General features: G+C 52.0%; 20 protein-coding genes. 9 read left to right on the top strand and 11 right to left on the bottom strand.

Annotated features, from left to right (window positions below; translation table 11 throughout):
- The first annotated feature begins 333 nt into the window (after positions 1-333).
- A complete protein-coding gene (locus PP769_RS07405; protein WP_312646349.1) occupies positions 334-1,431 on the top strand; it encodes a hypothetical protein in 1,098 nt (365 codons plus the stop codon).
- A gap of 166 nt (positions 1,432-1,597) precedes the next feature.
- Here the strand turns inward: PP769_RS07405 and PP769_RS07400 are convergent, their stop codons facing one another.
- The 6 genes from PP769_RS07400 to PP769_RS07375 all read right to left on the bottom strand — a co-directional run bounded on the left by PP769_RS07400 (position 1,598) and on the right by PP769_RS07375 (position 9,336).
- Complete coding sequence (locus tag PP769_RS07400; protein ID WP_312646348.1) at positions 1,598-2,245, bottom strand: DUF3047 domain-containing protein; 648 nt, start codon at positions 2,243-2,245, stop codon at positions 1,598-1,600.
- An 857-nt stretch (positions 2,246-3,102) separates the two neighbouring features.
- A complete protein-coding gene (locus PP769_RS07395; RefSeq protein WP_312646347.1) occupies positions 3,103-4,578 on the bottom strand; it encodes an alginate export family protein in 1,476 nt (491 codons plus the stop codon).
- A 364-nt stretch (positions 4,579-4,942) separates the two neighbouring features.
- Positions 4,943-6,439 (bottom strand): alginate export family protein, encoded by a 1,497-nt coding sequence (locus PP769_RS07390; RefSeq protein ID WP_312646346.1) that lies wholly within the window; start codon positions 6,437-6,439, stop codon positions 4,943-4,945.
- A 495-nt stretch (positions 6,440-6,934) separates the two neighbouring features.
- Positions 6,935-7,222, bottom strand: coding sequence for a Sec-independent protein translocase subunit TatA/TatB (locus PP769_RS19725; RefSeq protein WP_376753403.1), 288 nt, complete (start codon positions 7,220-7,222; stop codon positions 6,935-6,937).
- A gap of 118 nt (positions 7,223-7,340) precedes the next feature.
- The gene (gene tatA, locus PP769_RS07380) at positions 7,341-7,646 is read right to left on the bottom strand and encodes a twin-arginine translocase TatA/TatE family subunit (RefSeq protein ID WP_312646345.1); all 306 of its coding nucleotides are present in this window, start codon (positions 7,644-7,646) and stop codon (positions 7,341-7,343) included.
- A gap of 253 nt (positions 7,647-7,899) precedes the next feature.
- Positions 7,900-9,336, bottom strand: coding sequence for an SAM-dependent methyltransferase (locus PP769_RS07375; protein WP_312646343.1), 1,437 nt, complete (start codon positions 9,334-9,336; stop codon positions 7,900-7,902).
- Between the two features lie 239 nt (positions 9,337-9,575).
- Between PP769_RS07375 and PP769_RS07370 the strand changes: the two genes are divergently transcribed.
- Both PP769_RS07370 and PP769_RS07365 read left to right on the top strand, forming a co-directional pair.
- A complete protein-coding gene (locus PP769_RS07370; protein WP_312646341.1) occupies positions 9,576-10,247 on the top strand; it encodes a hypothetical protein in 672 nt (223 codons plus the stop codon).
- 199 nt (positions 10,248-10,446) lie between these two features.
- The gene (locus tag PP769_RS07365) at positions 10,447-10,710 is read left to right on the top strand and encodes a DUF4321 domain-containing protein (protein WP_312646340.1); all 264 of its coding nucleotides are present in this window, start codon (positions 10,447-10,449) and stop codon (positions 10,708-10,710) included.
- A 187-nt stretch (positions 10,711-10,897) separates the two neighbouring features.
- On the opposite strand, the gene uvrB is transcribed toward PP769_RS07365, so the two are convergent.
- Positions 10,898-12,907: an excinuclease ABC subunit UvrB gene (gene uvrB, locus PP769_RS07360; protein ID WP_312646338.1), complete on the bottom strand. Its 2,010-nt coding sequence runs from the start codon at positions 12,905-12,907 to the stop codon at positions 10,898-10,900.
- 132 nt (positions 12,908-13,039) lie between these two features.
- Here uvrB and PP769_RS07355 point away from each other — a divergent pair, with 132 nt between their 5' ends.
- Entirely contained in the window at positions 13,040-13,480 is a 441-nt protein-coding gene (locus tag PP769_RS07355) for a hemerythrin domain-containing protein (protein ID WP_312646337.1), read from the top strand.
- 55 nt (positions 13,481-13,535) lie between these two features.
- On the opposite strand, the gene PP769_RS07350 is transcribed toward PP769_RS07355, so the two are convergent.
- Complete coding sequence (locus PP769_RS07350; RefSeq protein ID WP_312646336.1) at positions 13,536-15,218, bottom strand: formate--tetrahydrofolate ligase; 1,683 nt, start codon at positions 15,216-15,218, stop codon at positions 13,536-13,538.
- Between the two features lie 334 nt (positions 15,219-15,552).
- On the opposite strand from PP769_RS07350, the gene PP769_RS07345 reads away from it, so the two are divergent.
- On the top strand, positions 15,553-16,866 hold the full coding sequence (locus PP769_RS07345) for an endonuclease/exonuclease/phosphatase family protein (RefSeq protein ID WP_312646335.1): 1,314 nt from the start codon (positions 15,553-15,555) through the stop codon (positions 16,864-16,866).
- An 85-nt stretch (positions 16,867-16,951) separates the two neighbouring features.
- Here PP769_RS07345 and PP769_RS07340 read toward each other — a convergent pair whose 3' ends face one another.
- Positions 16,952-17,875: a cation diffusion facilitator family transporter gene (locus tag PP769_RS07340; RefSeq protein WP_312646334.1), complete on the bottom strand. Its 924-nt coding sequence runs from the start codon at positions 17,873-17,875 to the stop codon at positions 16,952-16,954.
- 88 nt (positions 17,876-17,963) lie between these two features.
- On the bottom strand, positions 17,964-18,515 hold the full coding sequence (locus tag PP769_RS07335; protein WP_312646333.1) for a metal-dependent hydrolase: 552 nt from the start codon (positions 18,513-18,515) through the stop codon (positions 17,964-17,966).
- Positions 18,516-18,939: 424 nt separating this feature from the next.
- Here PP769_RS07335 and PP769_RS07330 point away from each other — a divergent pair, with 424 nt between their 5' ends.
- The 4 genes from PP769_RS07330 (at position 18,940) to PP769_RS07320 (ending at position 22,828) form a co-directional block, all read left to right on the top strand.
- Positions 18,940-20,229, top strand: a complete 1,290-nt coding sequence (locus tag PP769_RS07330; RefSeq protein WP_312646332.1) for a CocE/NonD family hydrolase — start codon at positions 18,940-18,942, stop codon at positions 20,227-20,229.
- A complete protein-coding gene (locus PP769_RS07325; protein WP_312646331.1) occupies positions 20,159-20,881 on the top strand; it encodes a CocE/NonD family hydrolase in 723 nt (240 codons plus the stop codon). Before PP769_RS07330 ends, PP769_RS07325 begins: the two co-directional genes overlap by 71 nt.
- Before the next feature lie 444 nt (positions 20,882-21,325).
- Positions 21,326-21,469 carry a helix-turn-helix domain-containing transcriptional regulator gene (locus PP769_RS19855; protein WP_505542333.1) on the top strand — a complete coding sequence of 48 codons (144 nt, stop codon included), beginning with the start codon at positions 21,326-21,328 and terminating at the stop codon, positions 21,467-21,469.
- Positions 21,470-21,934: 465 nt separating this feature from the next.
- Positions 21,935-22,828 carry a transglycosylase SLT domain-containing protein gene (locus PP769_RS07320; RefSeq protein ID WP_312646329.1) on the top strand — a complete coding sequence of 298 codons (894 nt, stop codon included), beginning with the start codon at positions 21,935-21,937 and terminating at the stop codon, positions 22,826-22,828.
- A 648-nt stretch (positions 22,829-23,476) separates the two neighbouring features.
- Here PP769_RS07320 and PP769_RS07315 read toward each other — a convergent pair.
- The gene (locus PP769_RS07315; protein WP_312646328.1) at positions 23,477-24,097 is read right to left on the bottom strand and encodes a hypothetical protein; all 621 of its coding nucleotides are present in this window, start codon (positions 24,095-24,097) and stop codon (positions 23,477-23,479) included.
- Positions 24,098-24,101: the final 4 nt, after the last annotated feature.

The raw sequence follows: 24,101 nt of genomic DNA, 5'->3' as shown, positions 1-24,101 counted from the left end.
TAAGAAAAAAATGGCCGTCTGAATGTCAAATTCTCTCCCCTTTCATCAAGGATCGTCAAGAAAGGGAGAAACCGTAAAGGTGATATCTGTCAAGTGGTGCCAAGCTGAAGACCGGGATCCATAGTCCACTCTGGATTATCCATACTGTCGGCTCCCAGATTTTCCTCTCTGTCTTCCATAGTTTTCACTGTCCTTCCCTCGAAGCCCATTGATGGTTTATCCTGCCAACCGGATGCCCGCCTAAGAATCGGACCTGCCCAAGCAAAAGGGAAGACTCTGGAAAAACCCGTGATCCAGTTGCCATCTTTCAGGATCTTGGGGTAGTGTAGGACGGTGTGCCCACTGCTTAAAAGAATTTTCTATTACGTCTTACTTGTAGTTGTCCTGTCCGTCCTTTCCGCCTGCGACAAAGTCTCCATTCCCCGCCTGACTCACGAAGATAATCACGAACCAAGAATTCCTGTCACGATCACCTACGCCTTTGCACCCAATCTTCTCACCTACACTCAGACCGTGGGTGGGTGTGGGTTGCCTTATACTATTCCAGTTGGCGAAATCATATCTAAAACGTTTCTCCAGGTCGGCCAAAACCGATTCAATGGTGTGAGAGCCGAACCCCCCGTCGGAGAGGCGCAAGGCGTTTCTCCCGATGGCTATCGAATCGTCCTGAGTCTCCAGCAATTTGGATTCGATCCAGTAACCCGTTCGGGACAAGAAGATCGGTACGATGTCTTTGTAGATCTGAAACTTCACGCCGTCTATGAAGATGCGAACGGCACCTCTCTTGCTCAAAGCCCCCTGAACTACCACCAGAAAGTCAGGCTATGGGTGCCTGAACTCACCAGCCAATCCGTCTCCTGCCACACCGGTCAAATTGACGGAACAGTAGAAGACGCCGCTGAAACTCTGGCTAAACAGATGATAGGAGTTCTCCCCCAATTGGTCCAACTCAATACCGGTCAGCAACCCATCTCCACGCAACCAGGTTCCCCTGCGCCGGCTCTTCAAGGTCCGGCTGTAGGTGTACCGCCCACGGCCCCACCCGTTGCAAGCCCATCGGTTCAATTTAGAACCAAATTAATTGATGCCAACCGGAATTTGGTGTTGGAGGGAGGAGAGGCCATCATCCTTTTAATTGAAACGACCAATGCCAGCGAAACATCCATTCCATCGGCCTATGTGGAGTTACGGGGGACCCCTACCTTGGTTGAGGCTTTTAAACGGGTAGCCCCTCTTCCCGTCCCCCTAGGATCATTGAAGCCGGGGGAAAAGCGCACCGCAGAAATACGGGGGCGATTGGGTCAAGTGACCGAACACGTCCAAGGTGAGTTAATCATCGGAATCATCCTCTCTGAAGGGCTGCCGCCTGGAACCCATACCATTCGCGCTGAAATTCAACCGGGACCTACCAGAAAACCATCCTCCAGGTAGCCAACAATCGTTCACCAAAACTTTTGAATTCCGGCCACGGTAACCTGTTTGAGAGATACAACCGATTAATACGTTGATGGTGGGATAAGACACACATCTAAGCCCGTCAAATCATCAAATGGACAGGAAGACCGGGATGGAATTTCATATAAATGTCGATATGACATTAGTTCCTCCCTGAGTGCTGTAATCCCAAATACATCAGAAGAGCCCCAAGCAGTTTATCTTTTGAAGTCCCCTGAGACTGCTCATCCCCCTGATCCTGTATCTTCCTGGCTAACGTGAACTCGGAATGAAAGGCGATTGGGCCGAATAGACTGGCAGTTTTCGACCCTGGCTGATCCGAATCCACCACTAAGGACATGCCCTCTAAAATTGAGGGTTCCTCACCAAAGATACTGCGATAATCGGCAAGCACATTCCGCTCTTCTGTGAACCACTTTCCTAGCTGGGAAGGCCCGCTGCGCACGACCACATAATGAACTGACGGATCCTTGGGCCGCACAAAGATTGTCCCGACCGGACGAGCATTGTCCCAAATATATCCGAGAATGGTTTTCCTGCTTGGCGCCTCCCTGGATGAAAATACTAAGTACAAGGCGGCCCCGAGATTGTCTCGTGAAGATTGGCCACTCGCTGCGGCGGAAGGCAACGTGAGCACGCTCCATTCCCAGGAAACGATAGGATTTGCTTCAAGATTTACCGTCAGCGACCGGAACAGACTAATACATCCCTGCTCGGTTTCAAGACGCAAGACTTTTCGATGATCTTCCTGCACCACCTGAACCTGTCCGATCCCTTCCCACACTTTCATAGACCACCTATGAGGCAAAGTCTCCAAACGGGACAATGATGTCGGTTCATATAAAGAGTGAATTTGAGTCGTGGCACCAGAAGTCGTCGGTACAAACCCAAAAATAGCACAGCCCAAAACACCCACTCCTCCCAGAAGGAGGGTCAAAGAAATTTTTTGAATTGGCATTGTGTGATGAGCCTTTCCGATAAAATTGTGGAAAGAGGGGGTTCTTTCATATTCCTGATCCATACAAGCCTAATGCCAGTGAAAAGGAACACTATATATCTTAAACCTTTCAAAGACTTATAAAATTTGAGGACGAGTCGTCACCGGGATGACGAGATCATGTGACACAGAATACTGTTCCACGAATCTGGCAAAGAAACAGAATTTGAGATGAAACAGAAGGCTCAAACATTGGAAGGTAAGACCGGCCGGCTTTTGACTGTGAGAGAACGCCTTCCCCCAAAAGGTGATCAAACCCTTGGTGCGTAACTGCGGCCAACACAATACCTTTCGGCCCCAGATTCTCATGGATGGATTGTTAAGAATTGGGATTTTTGCTCGCATTCGAATGCCTGGATTGAACGCCGGCGGATCGTTAGAACCAGGTACAATGATGCCTGCTGAAATAAAAATGGCCGAGAGTGGAGTTTTGGTACCATGTTTCGAAAAAGTAAAGGCCGGTACTGGATCTGAGTGATAATGAATGATTGTGGGTTTTCTTTCCCAGTGAAAAGACCTCGGCCGCCTGATAGAAGCCAAACCTTGTCAGCCGCCAAGCGAAGACAAAAAAACGCCCCGGCTGGGAAAATACCAACCGGGGCGCTCAGGATAACGGGGAGGGTAATATCCCCTTGTTAAAAAAAGGACTCTTAGAAGTTGATCCAGAGCTGGGTGTAGCCCCAGTTCTGATCAGCCGTACCAAACCCGTTCTTCTTCAAATAATCCCCGGTGAAGAAGTGGCCGTAACCCACTTGCCATCCCACCTTATTATTTTGGAAGAACAAGGTGTACACCACGTCAATTTCACCACCAAGGGACTTTTCTTTATTTCCTGCAGGAGTGCTAAAGAAGGTGGCCTGAGAAGCCGTGTACCAGTTGTCCCTCTTGTTCGCCAACCGCATGATATGCCCGGCAATTTCGAAATGGCTTTCCGGCGTCGGACGCAGTTGCAAGTTTCCACCATAAGTCAACATATTTTGCCAGGACATCAAGTCCATGTACCCGAAATGAATGTGGTTCGTCGGAAACAATTGGCTGAAGGTATGGCCACCATCCTTATTGCTGCTACCGGTGGCGTAGTTGATTTCCGCACCGATACGGGGCTGCATGGGAACCGGCAAGGTCACACCACCGTCCAAATGTCCGGCCAACGCATTGATGCGAGTTTCACTCGCTCCGCCGACAGGTCCAATTTCGCCAAATTGCCAATAGCCTTCTCCCGTAAGATCAAACATTCCCTGCTTGAACGCCACACGGCCACCGACGGTGCTTCGTTCCTGATTAGATTGCTGTCCACCGGTACCGAAGGCCGGTGAACCGGCTCCCGTGGTTGAACCACCGTCTTCATAGATATAGGCGGGTTCGATTGCGACAGACCCGAACTTCATCGGCAGACGTAAGAACAGAATGTCGCCGTCACCCTGACTGGCCTTCCCGTTTGAACATCCGCCTGCATTTTGCACACAATTGCCTTCCGCCACCCGCAACCAGCCCAATTCCACCGGCACGGTAGCATGGTTGTATCGCATCGTCACACCATCGAAGGCGAACCCGACGTTGTTCCAGTCAAAGTGACCGAAGATGCGGTGATTTCCCCATACCATGAGTTGTCGACCAGCTTTCAATGTCAAATTGGGCATTAAGAAATTTCTGACCAACATGAACCCTTGGCGAAGAAACAGGTCGGCCGAGGTAGAATTAGGGTTGCCTGCCCCACCAACATTTTGTGGGTTCGGCATTGCACCAAAGTTATTGGACACCTGAGGTTGGAGGAAAAACACCACATCGGGGGAAAGGTCGTAGTTAAACCCTAACCGGATCAACTGTTGGGTAAAGAAGGCATTTTTTCCACCACCATTGATAGTTTCAAAATTTCCATTCGTCCGGAACTCAGGCCGAACACGCATGTCGCCGGAAATCGTGAGCTTGCTGGGATCAAACACCCCTTTGGGTGGATCAAACTGGCCATAGGGCACCAAATCGGGAATGGCCCGTGGCACCGCCGGCACGTTGGTGTTTTTGTCGGTCGCCGGAGTGGTCTTGGCGGCCAACCCTGGTGCTGCAGACATGGCGACAATCAAAGCCGCTGCTGTCAACCTGGTAAAGGATCGATAAAAAGTCCTCATTGCACCCCTCCAATTCTGAAAAACGCTCATGGATTCGATGTCCAAGGCCTACCCCAACTTAAGCTAATCAACTCACTCCTTCCCTTCTTACTTGATTATGGAATTTGGCCATATTAAGCATCGGCCTGCTTTTTCCATCAAGCGTCTGCACAAACGAGTTTCTTCGAAATTTTTTTAGATAGGTTCCTATATAGGTTGTGTGAAATAGTTTTCATCAAGGGTGAGTTTCGTCAGCCTGCCAAAGGAAGGGAATCCAAGCCAAGCTGAAGGAATAGGTGGAGCAATTAAAAACCCGGCTTGGATGCCAAGCCGGGTTTTCCAGGATAACGGGGAGGGTAATATCCCCTTGTTAAAAAAAGGACTCTTAGAAGTTGATCCAGAGCTGGGTGTAGCCCCAGTTCTGATCAGCCGTACCAAACCCGTTCTTCTTCAAATAATCCCCGGTGAAGAAGTGGCCGTAACCCACTTGCCATCCCACCTTATTATTTTGGAAGAACAAGGTGTACACCACGTCAATTTCACCACCAAGGGACTTTTCTTTATTTCCTGCAGGAGTGCTAAAGAAGGTGGCCTGAGAAGCCGTGTACCAGTTGTCCCTCTTGTTCGCCAACCGCATGATATGCCCGGCAATTTCGAAATGGCTTTCCGGCGTCGGACGCAGTTGCAAGTTTCCACCATAAGTCAACATATTTTGCCAGGACATCAAGTCCATGTACCCGAAATGAATGTGGTTCGTCGGAAACAATTGGCTGAAGGTATGGCCACCATCCTTATTGCTGCTACCGGTGGCGTAGTTGATTTCCGCACCGATACGGGGCTGCATGGGAACCGGCAAGGTCACACCACCGTCCAAATGTCCGGCCAACGCATTGATGCGAGTTTCACTCGCTCCGCCGACAGGTCCAATTTCGCCAAATTGCCAATAGCCTTCTCCCGTAAGATCAAACATTCCCTGCTTGAACGCCACACGGCCACCGACGGTGCTTCGTTCCTGATTAGATTGCTGTCCACCGGTACCGAAGGCCGGTGAACCGGCTCCCGTGGTTGAACCACCGTCTTCATAGATATAGGCGGGTTCGATTGCGACAGACCCGAACTTCATCGGCAGACGTAAGAACAGAATGTCGCCGTCACCCTGACTGGCCTTCCCGTTTGAACATCCGCCTGCATTTTGCACACAATTGCCTTCCGCCACCCGCAACCAGCCCAATTCCACCGGCACGGTAGCATGGTTGTATCGCATCGTCACACCATCGAAGGCGAACCCGACGTTGTTCCAGTCAAAGTGACCGAAGATGCGGTGATTTCCCCATACCATGAGTTGTCGACCAGCTTTCAATGTCAAATTGGGCATTAAGAAATTTCTGACCAACATGAACCCTTGGCGAAGAAACAGGTCGGCCGAGGTAGAATTAGGGTTGCCTGCCCCACCAACATTTTGTGGGTTCGGCATTGCACCAAAGTTATTGGACACCTGAGGTTGGAGGAAAAACACCACATCGGGGGAAAGGTCGTAGTTAAACCCTAACCGGATCAACTGTTGGGTAAAGAAGGCATTGTCACCCTGTCCACTCGAGAACGGGGTTCCATTTGTATTCTTACCAAATGATCCATTCGTCCGGAACTCAGGCCGAACACGCATGTCGCCGGAAATCGTGAGCTTGCTGGGATCAAACACCCCTTTGGGTGGATCAAACTGGCCATAGGGCACCAAATCGGGAATGGCCCGTGGCACCGCCGGCACGTTGGTGTTTTTGTCGGTCGCCGGAGTGGTCTTGGCGGCCAACCCTGGTGCTGCAGACATGGCGACAATCAAAGCCGCTGCTGTCAACCTGGTAAAGGATCGATAAAAAGTCCTCATTGCACTCCTCCTGTTGGTGAATAGCCCTGTGGATTCAAGATCCAACGCCCTGTACCCCATTTACTACCATCCAGAGCTGATGGGTTCTCTCATCCGCTTCCGTCTTGACTGCGTAACTTTTGCCATCTCAAGCACTAACATGTTTTCTACAAACCAATTTGGTTGCCCTGTTCTACGACTCTTCCGATCTGTTATCGTTTGCCATTTAGATGCCAAGTCACATTAGTTGTCGTAAATCATTAAAAAGTAATGGCTTTTCCCTGACTTTCTCGATGATTATGGTTCATTGTCCTATCGCTTGAATGCTACGATAGTTGCAAAAACCACACGACAGAAGAGAACAGTAGACCCGCCCGCAGTGCGCACAATGAACAGTCTGATGACCGTCCGGAAGGATTTCGTGATGACAGATAAATTTTAAAAATCGAAATAAGCCTTGGGTGTCAACGAAACGATCCAGCAGTCAACGTCCTCACGGAGTCGCACCTCCCCTGGCTACCCCATTTTGGATCCACCGGACTCGGTGGCTTGTTCTGTCGCCCCTTTGATCTCTGCTTCGGCTTCTTTGATTGACGATTCCAAATCTTGTTCGACAGATTTGAATTCCTGAGTAATCATATTGATTTCCGGCTCAACCGATTGCCGAAGATCTTCCGTTGTTTCCTTAAACCCTTTGACCGCTCTCCCGACCTGCTTGCCGATTTCCGGTAATTCCTTAGGACCAAAGAGCAGAAACGCGATGACGAGGATGATCAAAATTTCCATCGCTCCTAAGCCGAACATCTTCGCACTCCTCTATAGTCTGCCCGCTGAATATACACCTTGAGCGTTGATCAGGCTTAGGTCCATGCTGCCTGTCTCTTCGGTGGGCGGTCTTCACCGTATCAATCTCACCCGCGAATTATCCCTGTTTGGATTGCGTGGATTCCGTTGGCTGCGGCACCCCTTGCGCCGGTGGCGGAGGAGGAACCTCTGCTGTCTGGTGTTGGCTCGCCAATTGTTCCGGTTGGGGCGGTGGGGCCTGACCGCCTTCGCCTTGCTCATTCGGCGTTACATCCAGCGCATCCGCTTCGGCAACGGACTTTTTAAAGCCCTTGATCGCTTTGCCTAAGCCCTCTCCAAGCTGCGGGATTTTTCCTGCACCGAAAATGATGAGCACAATGATGAGGATGAGCATAAGCTCCATCCATCCAAACGATCCAAACACAGCTACCTCGTCTTATTGTGAAAGAGTGTCTACGTTATTGGAAAAATCCGCCGCAGTATACACAACCCTTTTCAAAAAATCTACCTGATTGCAAATTTCTTGCATTCGGTAAGGACTTTTTTCAGAATGAGGTGTTGCCTTCACAGGATCCACTCCCCCTTCGAAAAACTTCCAACTCTCACAATCATTCTGACCGTGTTCCGCCTTAAATCATGGGCACACAACACAACGCATCCCGCAACCATCAGATTGACTAAGAATCCTTCAAGGCAAAAAACATGTGGATGTAATCCACCGGCTGTAGGGGAAGTTCCAACATACCTTTGATGCCTTCTGAATCGTATCCCAATTTTTGCAAATCGGGCATGGCCTTCCAAATTTCCGATTCCGTGAGAAAGGCGATGGTATCCGGCACACCATTCAGAGGTAAGGATTGCACCAGTTTTTCTAGTTCGGCGCGTTCGTGAGCGGGAGTACTATCGGAAAGCGGAAATTCGATAGGACGTTGGTATGGACTCCGGTACGTGCGGTTCAATGCCTCAAGGGTTCGTAGAATCAACGCGTCCAATTGCCAGGCCTGACCTTCCGGCGGCGAAGGATGCGATGCCAGCAGATCCATGACCGTGATCACATTGGTTGACAAACTCCGTCCCACAAAATCCCGTTGCGATTCAATCACGCCCGTGTGAATATTCAAATGCCTGGCCACGTCTTGCATCAACTGAAAGTTAACCATAAAGCTGAATTGGCCACCCTGCACCGTATAACAGGGCTTTTCCGGGTCATTCAGCACATGCGGATCAACCGTCCCTGCGTCAAAACCGCTAAATCCGATTGCGTTCCGGGACAACAATCGTTTGGCTTCCTTTAGGCTCTGACACGCGCCCACGTTGTAGGGTACGAGGACTTCTTCGTCGATCTGTTTGAGAAACTCGACGACCGTGCGGCGAAATGGAAAGTCCTTGGTCTCGATGAGCCGATATTCCCGCTCCCAGACAAGATCTTCGAGAAACGGGGGTAACGCGGTGAGAGATTCAATATCCTGCTGCCCAAAGGCTTCAATAAACTTTGGCCAATCCGGGAAATCCGCCAACCGCTTTTCGTTCAGATTGGGACGAAGCTGTTCCTCATGAATCTCACCGCCTTTTCGCAGAATGAGTTTGGTTGGCAACTCGCTCCAGAGTTCATTGCAGATAATCCGATCAATACTCCCATCCGGAAAGTCCGACAGACTCTCAATAGACACAAGGTCAAACGTGACCCGATCACGATGCTTAGCCAGATCCGTGTTGGCTTTGGCCTGCTCCAACAAGACCGGCTCACGCTCTATACAACGATAGGTGATTCTTGGAAATATCCGTTGTTCTTGATCCAACTCCTGAAGACGATCCAGGAAACAAGCTGCGAGATTCCCATTCCCGGCGCCCCATTCCATCACGGTTAATGGTGTGGTCGCTTGATCGGCATCCTGAGTTTTCGCTCGTTGTTCACACCGACGCCAATAGTCTTCGGCCAAGGCAAAGCCTAACCGGAAATCGGCCGCGGCCACCGTTTGGTAATATTCTCGAACACGACCTCCCCTCAATCCGTAAAATAGACGATTAATGTGGGCTTGCCACATATCGACCGGTTGAAAATCCCCTACGAGTTGCGGCAATGCATCGGGATCCATACTTGATGTAGCACCCATAGTTCTAACCTATATTCCTTAGAAAGAATGAATGAAAATGCCAATGGTAACAAAGTAGATGAAAATGCGTAGAACCGGGCGGAATCTTAACAAACACCTCATGGTGCTGCAAGGCAAGATCGAAAGTCCTTGACTCATTGACGCCATCGAAGGTAGAGAACGTGGAATCTTTCAAAAGAGCGGGAAAAGATTTTTGGAAATCACGATAGTCGAGTCACGCCAACTCTATACAAACCTAAATGAATCATCCTTTGCCCGTCATGCCGCGCAACCTTCTTTGGGCCATCTTGATGTCGATCATGGTCTTTACGATAACCGGCACCGCTTGGGGCGGTGATTCTCCCGTTCAGACGGACCCCCCTTCCGTATTTCAACCGAAAGATACCCAACACGGGTTTTCCCAATATGATACTCCGCCCGATCATTTTTCCGATGCTCCATCCCTTTATGATAATTACTCCCAATCTCCTCTTATTCCCTCATTGGATAAAAAACCGGGGGGAGTATTTCTGGGTTTAGAATTTGCTGAAAGTTTCGAGGTCAAACCGACCACCAGGGGCGGTCATACACACATACCCGTCAGGCCAACTGAGACCTTCCTTCCAGACGTCAAAGCAGTGTATCTGGTGTTTACCGTCCATGAACATTTGTCATCCTATCAAATCATCGGCCGCCTGTTCTCTGAATCAGAAACCGGAAGGCCTGCTCCCCAATGGCTCGACGAAGACATCGTCGATCTGGCCACGGAAGACGAGAGCGGATTTCTGAAATTTTTCCCGCCGGACGGGACCTGGCAACCAGGGCCATACCGTGTCGAAATCTTCGTGGGGTATATCGCCAGTGACGTCAATAAGTTGGGCACCATGCGATTTACCATTGCTCCACACCCTGCCGCACCCGCTTTACCCTAAGTACTCTCTTGTGACCACAGACCTTTTGCGCCGGGCTATTTCTTGACTCAAATCCATGTTTCTTGTAAGGTATTCAGCAGTTTACCCTAAGCATATTTTTGGGCCATTCCAGCCATCATTTCGTGCAAATTTCTGATACATTCCAGAGACCGCATACATACAATTCCCTGATCTCCAACCATGCGCCGGGAGGCAACGGGTGTTAAAAAAGAGTGGAAGCTACTTACTCTTATTTATTTTTATTGGCGGACTGTTAGGCAGTATTTTAGGGGAAATTCTTCAGGTCGTGGCTCCTCAGGGCACGGTGCAAAATATTTTCGTTCAGGCGTTAAACTTAGGCTTAGACCCACCCGTGACCGTCAATTTAGTCTTGATAAAATTCACACTCGGGTTCCTCCTAAAAATGAACCTCCTCACCGTTTTGGGCATGTTCCTCGGCGCGTACGTCTATAAACACATATAGAGAAATTCAAACACCCGACCGTACCTCTCGAAACACGCTCTTGCCAGCGTGGTCATTCCCGACAGTCGGTATTGTGAATCCACGGTGGGTTTGTTGCGGATAGATCACCGTTTACTACCATAGGGAAAAAAGGAAAGGGAGCGGGTCACTATCCCGGATTTCAATAAGAGAAGGCGGTGGTTTGGATTTAAATTCCGACCTGAATCTGCTTTTGGCGGAGAACACGAAGGGTATCCCGCAACTGGGCGGCTCGTTCAAATTCCAAGGCCTTGGCTGCCGCCTTCATATCTTTTTCCAATGCGGCGATATTCTGTTCTAAATCTTTTTCGCCCCCGTACGCCGCAACCGCTTCTGCCGCAAGCGAGACATCCACATAATCGGCTTCCGCCAGTTGGTACTCCAAATCGTGGATGCGTTTTACGATCGTTTCCGGTGTGATCCCATGCTCGTCGTTGTATGCCAATTGAATGGTTCGTCGGCGACCGGTTTCGTCCAACGCCCTCCGCATCGAATCGGTGACCACATCGCCATACAAAATCACAGTGCCTTCGCGATGACGTGCCGCGCGCCCGGCTGTCTGGACTAAGGCACGATATCCTCTTAGGAAACCTTCCTTATCCGCATCCAGCACCGCCACTAAACTGACTTCCGGCAAATCCAATCCTTCACGCAATAAATTAATGCCGACCAGCACATCAAACACACCCTTACGCAGATCCCTGATGATGTCCGCCCGCTCAAGCGTTTTAATATCCGAATGCAGATAGCGCACCTTTAACCCCTGGTCGTGATAATACTCGGTAAGATCTTCCGCCATGCGCTTGGTCAACGTCGTCACCAGCACCCGCTGCCCCTTCGCCACTCGCAGCCGGATTTCCCCAAGCAGCTGTTCGACCTGGCCCTTCGCCGGCTTCACGTCCATCACCGGATCAATTAAACCTGTGGGTCGAATGATTTGCTCAACCAGCGCCTTGCCGGCATGTTTCAGTTCATACGGTCCCGGAGTCGCGGAAACATACACCACCTGATTCATGCACCTTTCAAATTCGGGAAATTTAAGGGGCCGGTTATCCATCGCCGAGGGTAACCGAAACCCGTACTCGACCAAGGTGTTTTTGCGTGAACGGTCTCCCTCGTACATCCCGCCGAATTGCGGAACGGTGGCATGCGATTCGTCTACAATCAGCAAAAAGTCTTTGGGGAAATAATCCAACAGGGTCGGCGGAGGCTCGCCCGGCGCCCGTCCGCTCAGGTGACGGGAATAGTTCTCAATTCCATGGCAATACCCCATCGTTCGAATCATCTCCAGATCAAATCTCGTCCGTTGTTCAATCCGTTGCGCTTCCAGCAATTGATTTGTCCGGCGAAAGTAGGCAATGCGTTCTTCCAGCTCTGATTCAATGCCGGTAATGGCCTGCTCATAGCGATCGGGCGCAATCACATAGTGGCTCTTGGGATAGATCGCAATTTTTGGGAGCTTCCGCAACGACTGGCCGGTCAACGGATCGATTTCATACAGGGCTTCCACTTCGTCGCCGAACAATTCCACCCGGACCGTATTCGAATCGGACGAAGCGGGATATATCTCAATGACATCCCCCCGCGCCCGAAACATCCCACGTTGCAACTCGAGATCATTCCGCGAATATTGAATATCCACCAGCTTGGCCAGAATGCGCTCCCGGCGCATCTCCATGCCCGGCTCCAGATACAACAACATGTCGTGATAGACCTCAGGCGATCCCAGGCCATAAATACACGACACGGACGCCACAATAATAATGTCATTGCGTTGCAGGAGCGCTGTCGTAGCCGCATGGCGCATCTGATCGATGGTGTCGTTGATGGCGGAGTCTTTAGCGATATAGGTATCCGTAGTCGGAATATAGGCTTCCGGCTGATAGTAGTCGTAATAGCTCACAAAATATTCGACCGCATTATCGGGAAAAAATGATTTAAACTCCTGATACAACTGAGCCGCCAACGTCTTATTGTGGACCACGACCAATGTAGGTTTTTGCACGTTGACGATCACGTTGGCCATGGTGAACGTCTTCCCCGAACCCGTGACCCCCAACAACACTTGATGCTTAAGCCCTTGTTCTAAGCCATCAGTCAACGCGGCAATCGCATTCCCTTGATCACCTTTGGGTGTGTAATCGGACTTGAGAGAAAAGGTGTTGGTCGCTTGCATCATGCCAATGTATCACAAGGGGAATGTGGGAGGCAGGTCGATGGTGTCCGTTGATCCTCTTGACGCTCGTGGGCTGATCAGGCCAGGATCATCCGAGAACACCCGCGTGACCCAGCCCACATAAGAAGAGGACGTATGGCCACAAACACCATTGCGGAGTTTATGGGACATGATCATGACCGCCTGGATGAAATATTCACCCGGTTTCAGGCATTCAAGAAGCAGGATTCTCAAAAAGCCCGATTACTATTTCAAGAATTGTTCACCGGACTGCACCGACATATCAGGTGGGAAGAGGAAATTCTTTTTCCGGTCTTTGAGACTCAAGCGGAAATGGTCAGAGACCATGGACCGACCGGAGTCATGCGAATTGAACATCGGCAGATCAAGGACTTTCTGGAACAGATTCAGGCAAAAATCGCAGAAGGAGACTTTGCCACTGAGGAAGCGGAAGTAGGTTTGCTCCAGGTTTTAACTGCACACAGTGTGAAGGAAGAAAAAATCCTCTATCCGTGGATTGACAATTGCGTCCGCGACGAAGAGCGGGCCTCCCTGCTCGCCCGGATGGGAAACTGAACTCCGCCGACCGGCACACCTCCCCCTGCGGCCAGTCACGTTCACGTGCTTCTTTCTAAAACAACCCCACAATATTCCCTTTTGCGTCGATGCCGATTGATTGAGCCGCAGGGACACGCGGAAGGCCGGGCATCGTCATCATATCCCCGGTAATGACCACCACAAATCCTGCGCCCATTGCGAGGCGAACCTCTCGCACGGGAAGGGTAAATCCGGTCGGGGCTCCTTTTTTGGCTGGGTCAGTGGAAAAACTGTACTGCGTTTTCGCCATACAAACGGGGAAATGTCCGAACCCGTTGTTTTCGAGTTCAGCAAAACGGGCATGGACAGCCGGCGGAATCTCTACATCCTCAGCCCGGTAAATCTCCCTGGCGATAATTTGCACTTTTTCTGCCAGCGGCATCGTATCAGGATACAGCACGCGAAAATCGGCGGGCTCCTTTTCGATGACATCACGAACGGTTTCGGCCAAACCTACGGCACCCGCGCCGCCTTCAGCCCAATGATTCGCCAGAGCCATTTTAACCCCATGATCCGCGCAAGCCTGTTCCACGAGTTCCAGTTCCTGCTTGGTATCACTCGTGAATTGGTTAATGGCCACGACCGTCGGAACCCCGAATTTCTTCACATTTTCCAAATGACGTAATAAATTCGGCAACCCCTGACGCAGTGCCTCCAGATCTTCCTGTTCGAGTTCCTTTTCCTTGGCCCCACCATGAAGTTTCAACGCCCTAATGGTCCCGACCATCACAGCACATGCCGGCTTGAGGCCGGATCGTCGACATTTAATGTCAAAAAACTTCTCCGCCCCGAGATCCGCGCCAAACCCACCTTCTGTCACCACATAGTCCGCAAGTGTTAGCGCCGCCTTGGTCGCCACGACGGAACTACACCCATGGGCAATGTTCCCAAAGGGACCACCATGCACCAGGGCTGGGTTATGTTCCAGGGTCTGCACAAGATTGGGATTGAGGGCCTCCTTGAGTAACACGGTCATGGCTCCCTCCGCCTGGATATCTTTCGCAAAGACCATCTCTTTGTTAACGGTCCGTCCCACTTTGATATTGCCTAAGCGTTGTTGAAGATCCTGGAGGTCGGTCGCCAGACACAGAATGGCCATGACCTCCGATGCTGCGGTGATGTCAAACCGGGCTTCTCTTGTAAACCCGTTGGATTTTCCCCCAAGTCCCGTGACCACGGATCGCAGGGACCGATCATTCACATCCAGCACCCGGCCCCACGTGACCCGACGGGGATCAATCTGGGGTTTGTGCCCCCAATACAAATGATTGTCTACCAGGGCCGCCAACATATTGTGCGCAGACGTGATCGCATGAAAGTCCCCCGTGAAATGCAAATTGATGTCGGTCATAGGGACGACCTGGGCATACCCTCCCCCACATCCACCGCCTTTCATCCCGAAACAGGGCCCCAGGCTTGGCTCTCGAACGGCCGCCACAGCCCGTTTCCCGATCTTATTCAAGCCATCCACCAGACCGATGAGCGTCGTGGTCTTGCCTTCTCCAGCCGTTGTCGGACTCATGGCGGTCACCAAAATAAGCTTGCTCTCCGGCTTGTTAGGAAATGGCGGGAGGGACGCTAAGGGAATTTTGGCCTTATACCGCCCATACAATTCGATTTGACTCCCATCCAGTTGAAGTTTTTCCCTTGCCACTTCGGCAATGGGTTGCAAGGGGATACGATTGGCGATGTCGAGGTTAATGGAAGAATGGCTCATCAGGCTGACTCCTCAAAAACGTGCATGGGGTTTCGGTCTGGATGTTGTATTCATTATCGCATACTCGAAGCGGACGGTGGGCCCTTTCTTCCCCCCCTCGGCGCCTGCCAGCCCGAGGCCCTAACCTCGTTTGGGCATTTAAGCATGCCATCCCGGTATGGTGCCGGGGGGACCTCCGAACGATACCGAAAAAGCAGCAGGTCCTTTCCCGATGAGCATGATGGGCTTTGACCCGGAGGCAACAAGAAGGAAGGTCGTCTCAAGGTCTATTCCCGAATCACAGCCACTCGGGTCCCACTTGGTATTCTATCCCAGGTTTTGTTAAGTAAAGAACATGCATAAACTTTTCTCTACATTCGGCTTTATATTCTGGATCACCATGTGTGGCTGGACCAGCACCTTCGCCCAGGATTTTGAGGTTGGGCAATCGGTGATTCTTGAGGCCACGAAACCCATTGGAGTCCCTCTCCATCGTAAACCGGCCCCCAGCTATCTGAAACATATCCCGACAGGCACTTCGGCCACCATTGAACAGACCGCACAGAACGGCCAATGGCTTTTCCTTCGCCTGCCCAATGATGACAAGGCCTGGGTCCATAAAAAATATCTCAAAGCCGGTTCACCGCCCCCAAAATTAACTTCCAAACCCGACCCTCCTCTCACCGCCGAGGGAGGAGAGCACGAAGTATGGGCCAGCCGGGATCAGTGCGAGACCGCCGTCAAGCAAGGCAGCCGTATGGCTGAGGAATCTTCCGCCAAGATCCGGCTGGCCACATGGAATATCCGATGGTTTCCCATTGGTCAGCCCACAGACCAAAGGGAGAATCATGCCGATCCAACCGATCTCGACTGGCTGATCTGTGCCATCCGTTGGATGCAAATTGAGATTCTCGCGGTTCAGGAAAGTCTCGCGACCCCGGAGGCCACCAAGGCCTGGGACAGGATCATCGCTTCGCTAAATCAACAGACGGGGGATACATGGCGGTGGTATCGCCAACCGTGCGGCCGGCCCGAGGACCATCATGTCGGCCTGTTGTGGAACGACACCCGCGTGTCCTTGTCTCAGTTTGAAAGCCTGTGGCAGTTTAACGCGAGAGCAAAATCGGCTAATCACGCCTGCACCTTTGGATTACGCCCAGGGCAATATGCGTGGGTACAAGCCAGGGAACCCCATGGCGTTGATTTTCATCTGATCGGACTGCATTTAAAATCCGGTCCCACGGTGTTTGCCGTGGAGGATCGGCATCACGCCTTAAACCGGATTGATGAAGCGATCGATCCCCTCCTCGCTCGCGATCGGGATGTGATCATTCTCGGGGACTTCAATACGATGGGTGCGGGCGACCGGCAATCACGGGACTCCGAGCTGAAAAATTTGCGTAGAAAAGTTGCCAAAGAAAAACCCGGCTTTACTGACCTGACCTTACATCCGCAATGTTCCCACTATTTTCGCGGTCGCGGTGGCTGGCTGGATCATGTGCTCGTCCCTCAAGAGATGCAGGAAGTCACGGTCACCACCGTTCAGGTCACCGGCTATTGCGCCGTGGCAGGATGTGAACGCATACAAGGGAACTATCCCCTGGCCTACCGCTTTCTCTCCGATCATTGCCCCGTCGTGTTGGAAATCGAAAACACCGATAAAGATTAAGCGGATAAAGTGAAGGGGCAAGCCGGCATCCACGGAGCACATGCCCCATCCGTGCACGACCTCCCGCACAGAAAACCAAGATGCATTAATCCGGAATCTTGGTGACCCGCCTGGCTTCAGCTTCCACAAAGACCCGTTTTACAAGGGGATGCTTGGCCTTGATGTCCCTATCCAGGCCGGCCACCCCACGCTCGACCTCCTCCGACGTCACGCCATCCCGAAAATCCACACTCAGATTCACCAAAATAAAATTCGGCCCCATGTGCATGGTTAACACTTCATTTACATGCTCCACACCGGGAAGCTGTCTGGCCATGTCGCGAATGCTCTGAACCACTTCCTTATTGGCGCTTTCGCCAATCAACAATCCCTTGGTTTCATAGGCAAGCCACATGGCGATCCCCGCCAAAATCAATCCGATAATACAGGTGGCAATGCCGTCAATGTAAACAATACCGGTGACCTGTCCCAACCAGATGCCGATAAAGGCCACCGCCAAGCCCAACACCGCCGCCGAATCTTCAAAGAGGACCATAAAAATGGTCGGATCTTTGCCTCGTTGAACCGCTTCCAAATAGGACCACTTTCCCTTGGCACGGGAAAATTCCCGGAAAGCCATATACCAGGCGGCACCCTCAAAGACGAGGGAGAGACTCAAGACGATATAGTTGACCATGGGGTTGGTAATCGGTTGGGGATAGAGAATGTGCAAGACGCCCTCATAGAGAGAAATTCCCGCGCCCAAGGCAAAGACCAGAATGGCCACCGCAAAACTCCAAAAATAGATTTCCTTCCCATACCCGAATGGATAGCGCTCATCGGCCGGACGTTTGGCTCGATGGAGTCCATAGAGCAGAAGCCCTTGATTGCCGGTGTCCACCAGTGAATGGATACCTTCGGCCAACATCACCGAACTGCCGGTCATCGCCGAAGCCGCGAATTTGGTGATGGCAATTAAGCCATTGCCGATCAACGCTGCGTAAATAACTTTTTTAGAAGATGACGCCATCAGACCTGAAATGATACGAAAAGCATTTCCAGCGAGAGAATGCGCAATGTTACCTGATATCCAGGATAAAAGTCCGGTCTGTGTTGTCTCACTGGACTCCCTTCCTTCCCGCTTTCCTCATGACGGCTACGCACAACAACCAGATCCCAACAGGTATCCCAATCCACACCAGTTCACTGAGGAGCACCCGAAATCCTTCATGGGAGATAAAGACCGAGATTCCAATTGGCGAAACGGCTACCGGTCTAAAAGGAAAGAAATACCTGGTCGAGTCGAATGGCGCAAAAAAGGCAATGCCGAGCCCCCCATTGGTCAGCGCATCCAGGAACCCATGGGACAGGGTGACAAGAAAGAAATACACGGCAAACAGCCAATACCGTCGGGTTCCATACCGGATCGTGGGAGCAGCCAACCTGGGCACCACCCATCCCAGCAGCATGGCAAACACAATGGAATGTGTCAGACCACGATGTCCCAACATATGCTCATACGGAATCCCAATCACCAATCCCAGCACATCCGCATCCGGCAAGAGGCAACAGGCCATGGTGAACCACCAAAACCTTGAGGTGTGGAATTGGGCGGAAAGACTTTTGCCCAGGGCATAGGCCACGGCCACATGTGCAAACGCTGAAGCCATCACCTTCTCCTTCTATTCAGCCTCTTGCTATTATGGGAGCGTTGAAAAATGCCGCCAGCGATTTTTTCAACAGCCCCCTCCCATAGTCCGACGCTTGTCGTCTGGCTCAAAGGAGGAACGCTCTCATCAGCTGGCGGACCTTGTTTGAGCGGAGCGAGTTGGTCCGCCCTCCTAAAACTAGCGTTCCTCCGCTTCTTATGAGGCCAGACGGAGCGTCCATGGTTTTGCCTACTTTTGCCAAAACAAAAGTAGGTCGCCTGCCGGGGCGAAACCCGGCCACACAGAACATCATATTGACACCAGAATTGGAAAAACTAATACGAAGCCTTCTCCTCACGACGCGTTTTTACTGGTAAACTCCAAGTTGGATCCCCGATACAAGCCATCAAGCTGTAAGACCAGAACCCATAATCGTCCACTCCATATGTTCAGACAAACCAATCTCCGTTTTCAATCTGCCAGCTATTTCTCCCGATTTTTCCGCTTATGGACCTTCATCCTGTTTTGGCTGGCACTCCCTTTCTTCACAGGTTGTGCGCCAAATTCAATTGAGCATTCTGACCCGGCGGCAGCCAGTCCATCTTCTTCAGGTATCAGCGTTGTAGAGCCTGACGGGAAATTTCACCGTACTTCGCAGTATCTCACGATGCGGGACGGGGTCAAGATTGCGGTGGATGTCTATCTCCCCGCCGACCTTAAGCCAGGCCACACCATTCCCACCCTCTTACACCAAACCCGGTATTGGCGGGCGATCGAATATCGATGGCTGGTCTCCGTCTTCAAAGAGGACGGTCCACGCGGGCTAATCGGGTCCTATGCCAAACGATTCCTTCAACAGGGCTATGCGTGGGTCGATGTAGATGTGCGTGGTTCGGGGGCGTCATTTGGGACACGCCCGATTGCCTATTCCCCTGAGGAAATCAAAGACGGCGCAGAAATTGTGGACTGGATTATCGCCCAACCCTGGTCGAACGGAAACGTCGGGGCCATAGGAATTTCATACAGCGGCGGGACCGCTGAAATGTTACTCGTCAATCAGCATCCGGCCGTTAAAGCGATTGCCCCGATGTTTTCAGGCTTCGATCTCTATTCCGAAATTATCTTTCCAGGTGGCATCCATCTCAACTGGTTTACCGAAACCTGGAGTGCGATTACTCATCGTCTTGACCGCAACCGATTACCCCACGGTGGTGTTACCGCGAATTTCTTTATTCGTGGAGTACGGCCGGTGGATGGCGATACGAGCCTTGACCTCTTATCACTCGCCCTGCAGGACCACGAGACCAATTGGAGTCCGTACCGGGAAGCCGCGGGCATTGTTTTTCGGGATGACCCTCCACCATCAAGACAGGCTGCCAACATTGACGCGCTCAGCACGCAAACCTATGCCGGCGACATTGCCAAATCAGGCGCAGCCATCTACAACTACAGCGGATGGTTCGACGGGGGATATCAACTGGCCGCCATCAAACGGTATCTCCACCACCAACAGCCGTCACATCGGCTCATCCTCGGGCCATGGGACCACGGAGGGAAACGCCGGATCAGCCCCTACGCGCTTGGACCCGCGCAGTTTGACCATGCGGCAGAACTGCTCAAATTTTTCGATGTCCATCTGAAGGGCGTGACCACGGAAAACGCGAATGATCCACCAATCCGCTACTACACCATGGGCGAGGAACGATGGAAAACATTCTACTCGCTGGCCGCCTGACTCCTCTCCACTTTCGATGTATTTCCAACAAGAAGGTGGGCTCTCGATGAATGCTCCACCAGCAACGAACAATCCGGATCGATACCAGGTGGATCTCACCACGGGAACCGGCAAGCATTCCCGGTGGAACACTCTGGTGGGTATTTCTCTGAACAATCCCTACCCCAACCGGAAAGAACAAGACCAAGTTTTGTTGGTCTATACATCTGAGCCGCTATCAGAGGCGGTCGAAGTCACAGGGCATCCCATAGCCACCGTCTACCTTTCTGCTACCACTCAGGACACGAACCTCTTTGTCTACCTGGAAGATGTCACACCGGAAGGAGACGTATATTACGTCACCGAAGGCGAATTGCGCGCCATCCATCGGCAATGGCAACCAAACGACACCATCTTCACCTCCACCGGTCCTCTTCCCGTTCACACGTTTCGTCGGGCTGATGTCGCCCCACTCATTCCGGGGGAAGTAGCGCCACTGTTGGTTGAATTGCTTCCCACCTCCTATCAATTCAAAAAAGGGCATCGCATCCGGATCGCCCTGGCCGGAGCCGACAAGGATCATTTCCAAAACCTGGATGGCCCGGCACCCACATGGGAAATCTGGCACACACCCAATAGGCCATCTCATATTCAACTGCCTGTAGTTCGTTGAGGCTGCATTAGTCTTATCGAGTTGTCATCTTGAGTGAAACGAAAGATCCGTGCCCAGGCAAACTCACACTCGCGTTTTACATCGTCGAGAATCCCTCTTAGAGGTTGAACGTAAAACGTGTTGGCAGATGCACGCAATCCACGTGTGATCCCACTCTCGTGTCCTCGTGATGTTCCAAGTTGCCGGGTTTCGCCCCGGCAGACGAGGTTTTGCTTGGCGCGTCCCAAAGGGCGCAACCTTTGTTGTGGAGGCAAAAGGCCCCAAAACCATGGACGCCCCGTCTGGCTTCATTCAGAGCGGAGGGACGCCAGTTTTAGGAGGGCGATCCAACTCGCAGGGCTCAAACAAGGCCCGCCAGATAAGGAGAGCGTCCTTCCGTCGGGGCAGACGGAAGACGTCGGAGCAGAGCCAATGACCCAAAAACAGCCAGAAGCTTAGGGCGAGGTGGCACAACTTGCGGAAAAGGCTAGGCTCAACCGCGAAAGGTTGTACAAGACTCTTTCTGATCGAGGCAATCCTGAACCCAAAAGCCTCGATGCACTCCTTCACGCGTTAGGATTCCGCCTCGCCGTCACCGCAAAATACTAGTCCTAAGTCATATTGCGCGAAAAAAAATCGGCACTGCTCTCGACCAATTTTCTGGACCTAGAGTTGGGAGAACTGCCCTTAAGACCTTGCCAGTCAGGAGCCTTCCTGGGTTCTATCAACTCAAGAAAGGGCATCGCATAAGGAACGCTTTGGCCGGAACCGACAAAGATCATTTAGAAATATTGAATGGCCTAACGGTTTGTTAAGTCTTACACCCTCCCAAAGCCAAACTATTTTTATTTACGCAACCGACCTCGGCCTTACCGGTTATTCATGCTGCCATATCCGAGCCTTATCTACGGACCCGCAAAGTACAGGTCACCAGCCGATCACGTTCTTTATCGGTGCGCTGTTTGCAAGAATGATAGCTGCCTACTCCCTTGCCAACTACCGAGCATTTGCGGTCCGCGACCGGAACTAACGAACGACCCTTCCCTCCTTCTTTTTTTCCGGTATAGTGAATTTATGGCGTTGAGATTCACTCGACCGACTGCCAAACAACCTCAACGATCCAAGAGACACAAACGTCGAACGACGCTCAGTACGCTCTGGGGTTTTGTGGGCCAGGGTTGGCGTGTGCTCCGTGCGATCATGAGGGCGGTGCTGGCCTCCCACCCGATCGTTCGGGTCGTCGTAATTCCTACCCTCCTTTTTCTGCTATGGCTTGGCCTCAACTGGGCTTTTCATACGTTCCATAAACCCACCGAGATCTTCTTTCCCTTAGACCAATCACTCAATAAGAGCCCGGTCCAGACCTGGAAAGAATACGAATCACTTTTCCGCGAGCATGCGACCGCCGTCATCACTCCGGAGTTTCTCGCCGCGCTGGCACAAGTCGAAGGCGGAGGGAATCCTGTGGCACGGACCTACTGGCGATGGCAACTGACGTGGAATCCCTTGGAGCTGTTCAAACCAGCCTCGAGCGCGGTTGGCATGTACCAGATTACCGACGGGACCTTCAGCGAGGCGAAGCGCTATTGCATTCACGACCACGAGGTAGTCGAGGCCGGCCCGTGGCACGATTGGGAATCGTGCTGGTTCAACAGCCTTTATACCCGCATCCTCCCGAGCCATGCCATCGAGTTGACTGCCGCCTTGCTCGATCGCCAAGTCACCCAGACGCTAGGACCGAAGCGGATCGGAAAGGTCTCACTCCAGCGGAAGCAGGATCTGGCCGCCGTGATTCATCTCTGTGGAGCGGGAGCGGGCCGCGCCTATGCCGCACGCGGACTCAAGTTGACCCGTCATCAACGGTGCGGCGATCACGATGTCAGCGATTATCTGGCACGCATCAATGAGTTGAAGTTCGAGTTTGCCAAACCGGCGGCAGGGGACAAAACAATCCGACAGGGGCGTTAGAAACCGTTATAGGAGAAAGATCTACACTTCACCATTCAGACATTGGTGGAAGATATTGGATGGACACCCGGTCCTCAACCTTCAGTCCACAAAGGAGAATCGGCGCCCAGGTTGAAAATCCCACTGTTCTGCGAGATCCTTCGTTTCACTCAGGATGACAACTTTTTCAGACCTTGGTCTGAACGTGACACACACTTCGCACGGCTTTCGTTCCTGACCGACGCCTGCCGACTGGCCCGAGGAAGGGACGCTCTGCTCGGCGGGCGGGCCTTGTTTGAGCCCTGCGAGTTGGACCGCCCTCTTCAGACTGGCGTCCGTTCTCTCCTAAGGCCGGACGGGGCGTCGTTTTGCAAGGTGCGTCTCGAGGAGCGCGACCCTTGTTTGGCCGCTTTTCCCGAAAGAAAAGTGGCTCGGCTGCCGGGCCGAAACCCGGAATGTCTCGGTTAATCAACGAATACACGGTTAGTGAATGTGAGCACAACCCTGAATATTTGGGTTCGTGTAAAGCGAAAATGTATTGGATTTTGTAGGTTCGCCCTCTTCATCATTCTGAACTTCCCCACACATCCCGTCGTTCGTTGATTCTGTGATTTGTTTTATTGCGGGCAGGTATACTGTTTTCCGTTACGATCACATGAGGCGCGTCGGTTAAAGAGTCCGGATGTCGATCCATGTGACCTTTCCGGATCGGCGTTTCACTTCTGCATACATGTGCGCCGTACCGCCCTTTCCATCACCTCCGCCTCCATCCCACAAACAGATGAAGTGCACCTTCTCCACCCCGTACCCCAATGCGGTGTGAAGCAGCCATAGATTACACCGTTCATATGGATCGACACCTTCGGGTAGTGAGCCAAGGTGCTCAGGGGCCGAGCGGATTGCGGTCGTGAGCTTGGCTTTGGCGGCCACATACCGATCGCGCCAGGCTTCGCCCCTACAAATGACAGACTTTTGAATAAACTCCGGCTCGTGGAACGGTTGCATCCACTGAATAATCACCTTGCGTTGCTGACAGGCCTCCGTGAACAAAAGGTCGCCTCCACAGGCCCCTTGCGTGAGCGCAAGATCATCAGGGCCTGCGCCCAGTTGGTCTAAGACCTCGGCAATTTTCTGTGCCGCCACGGCTTCTTTATCCCTTGGAAAACGCGGAGGCTGTCTTCCCGGGGCATCGATCATATGACCGCTAAAGAGCAAAACCTGCCGGGGTTGCCACTGATCTTCAGGCTCCACAATCCGGTGTCTTGCGGGGTCAAGGTTTGTTTTACCCATGTTT

This window comes from Candidatus Nitrospira allomarina (assembly GCF_032050975.1).
GTDB classification, from domain to species: Bacteria; Nitrospirota; Nitrospiria; order Nitrospirales; family UBA8639; genus Nitrospira_E; species Nitrospira_E allomarina.
This window is presented reverse-complemented; position numbering and strand designations above follow the sequence as displayed.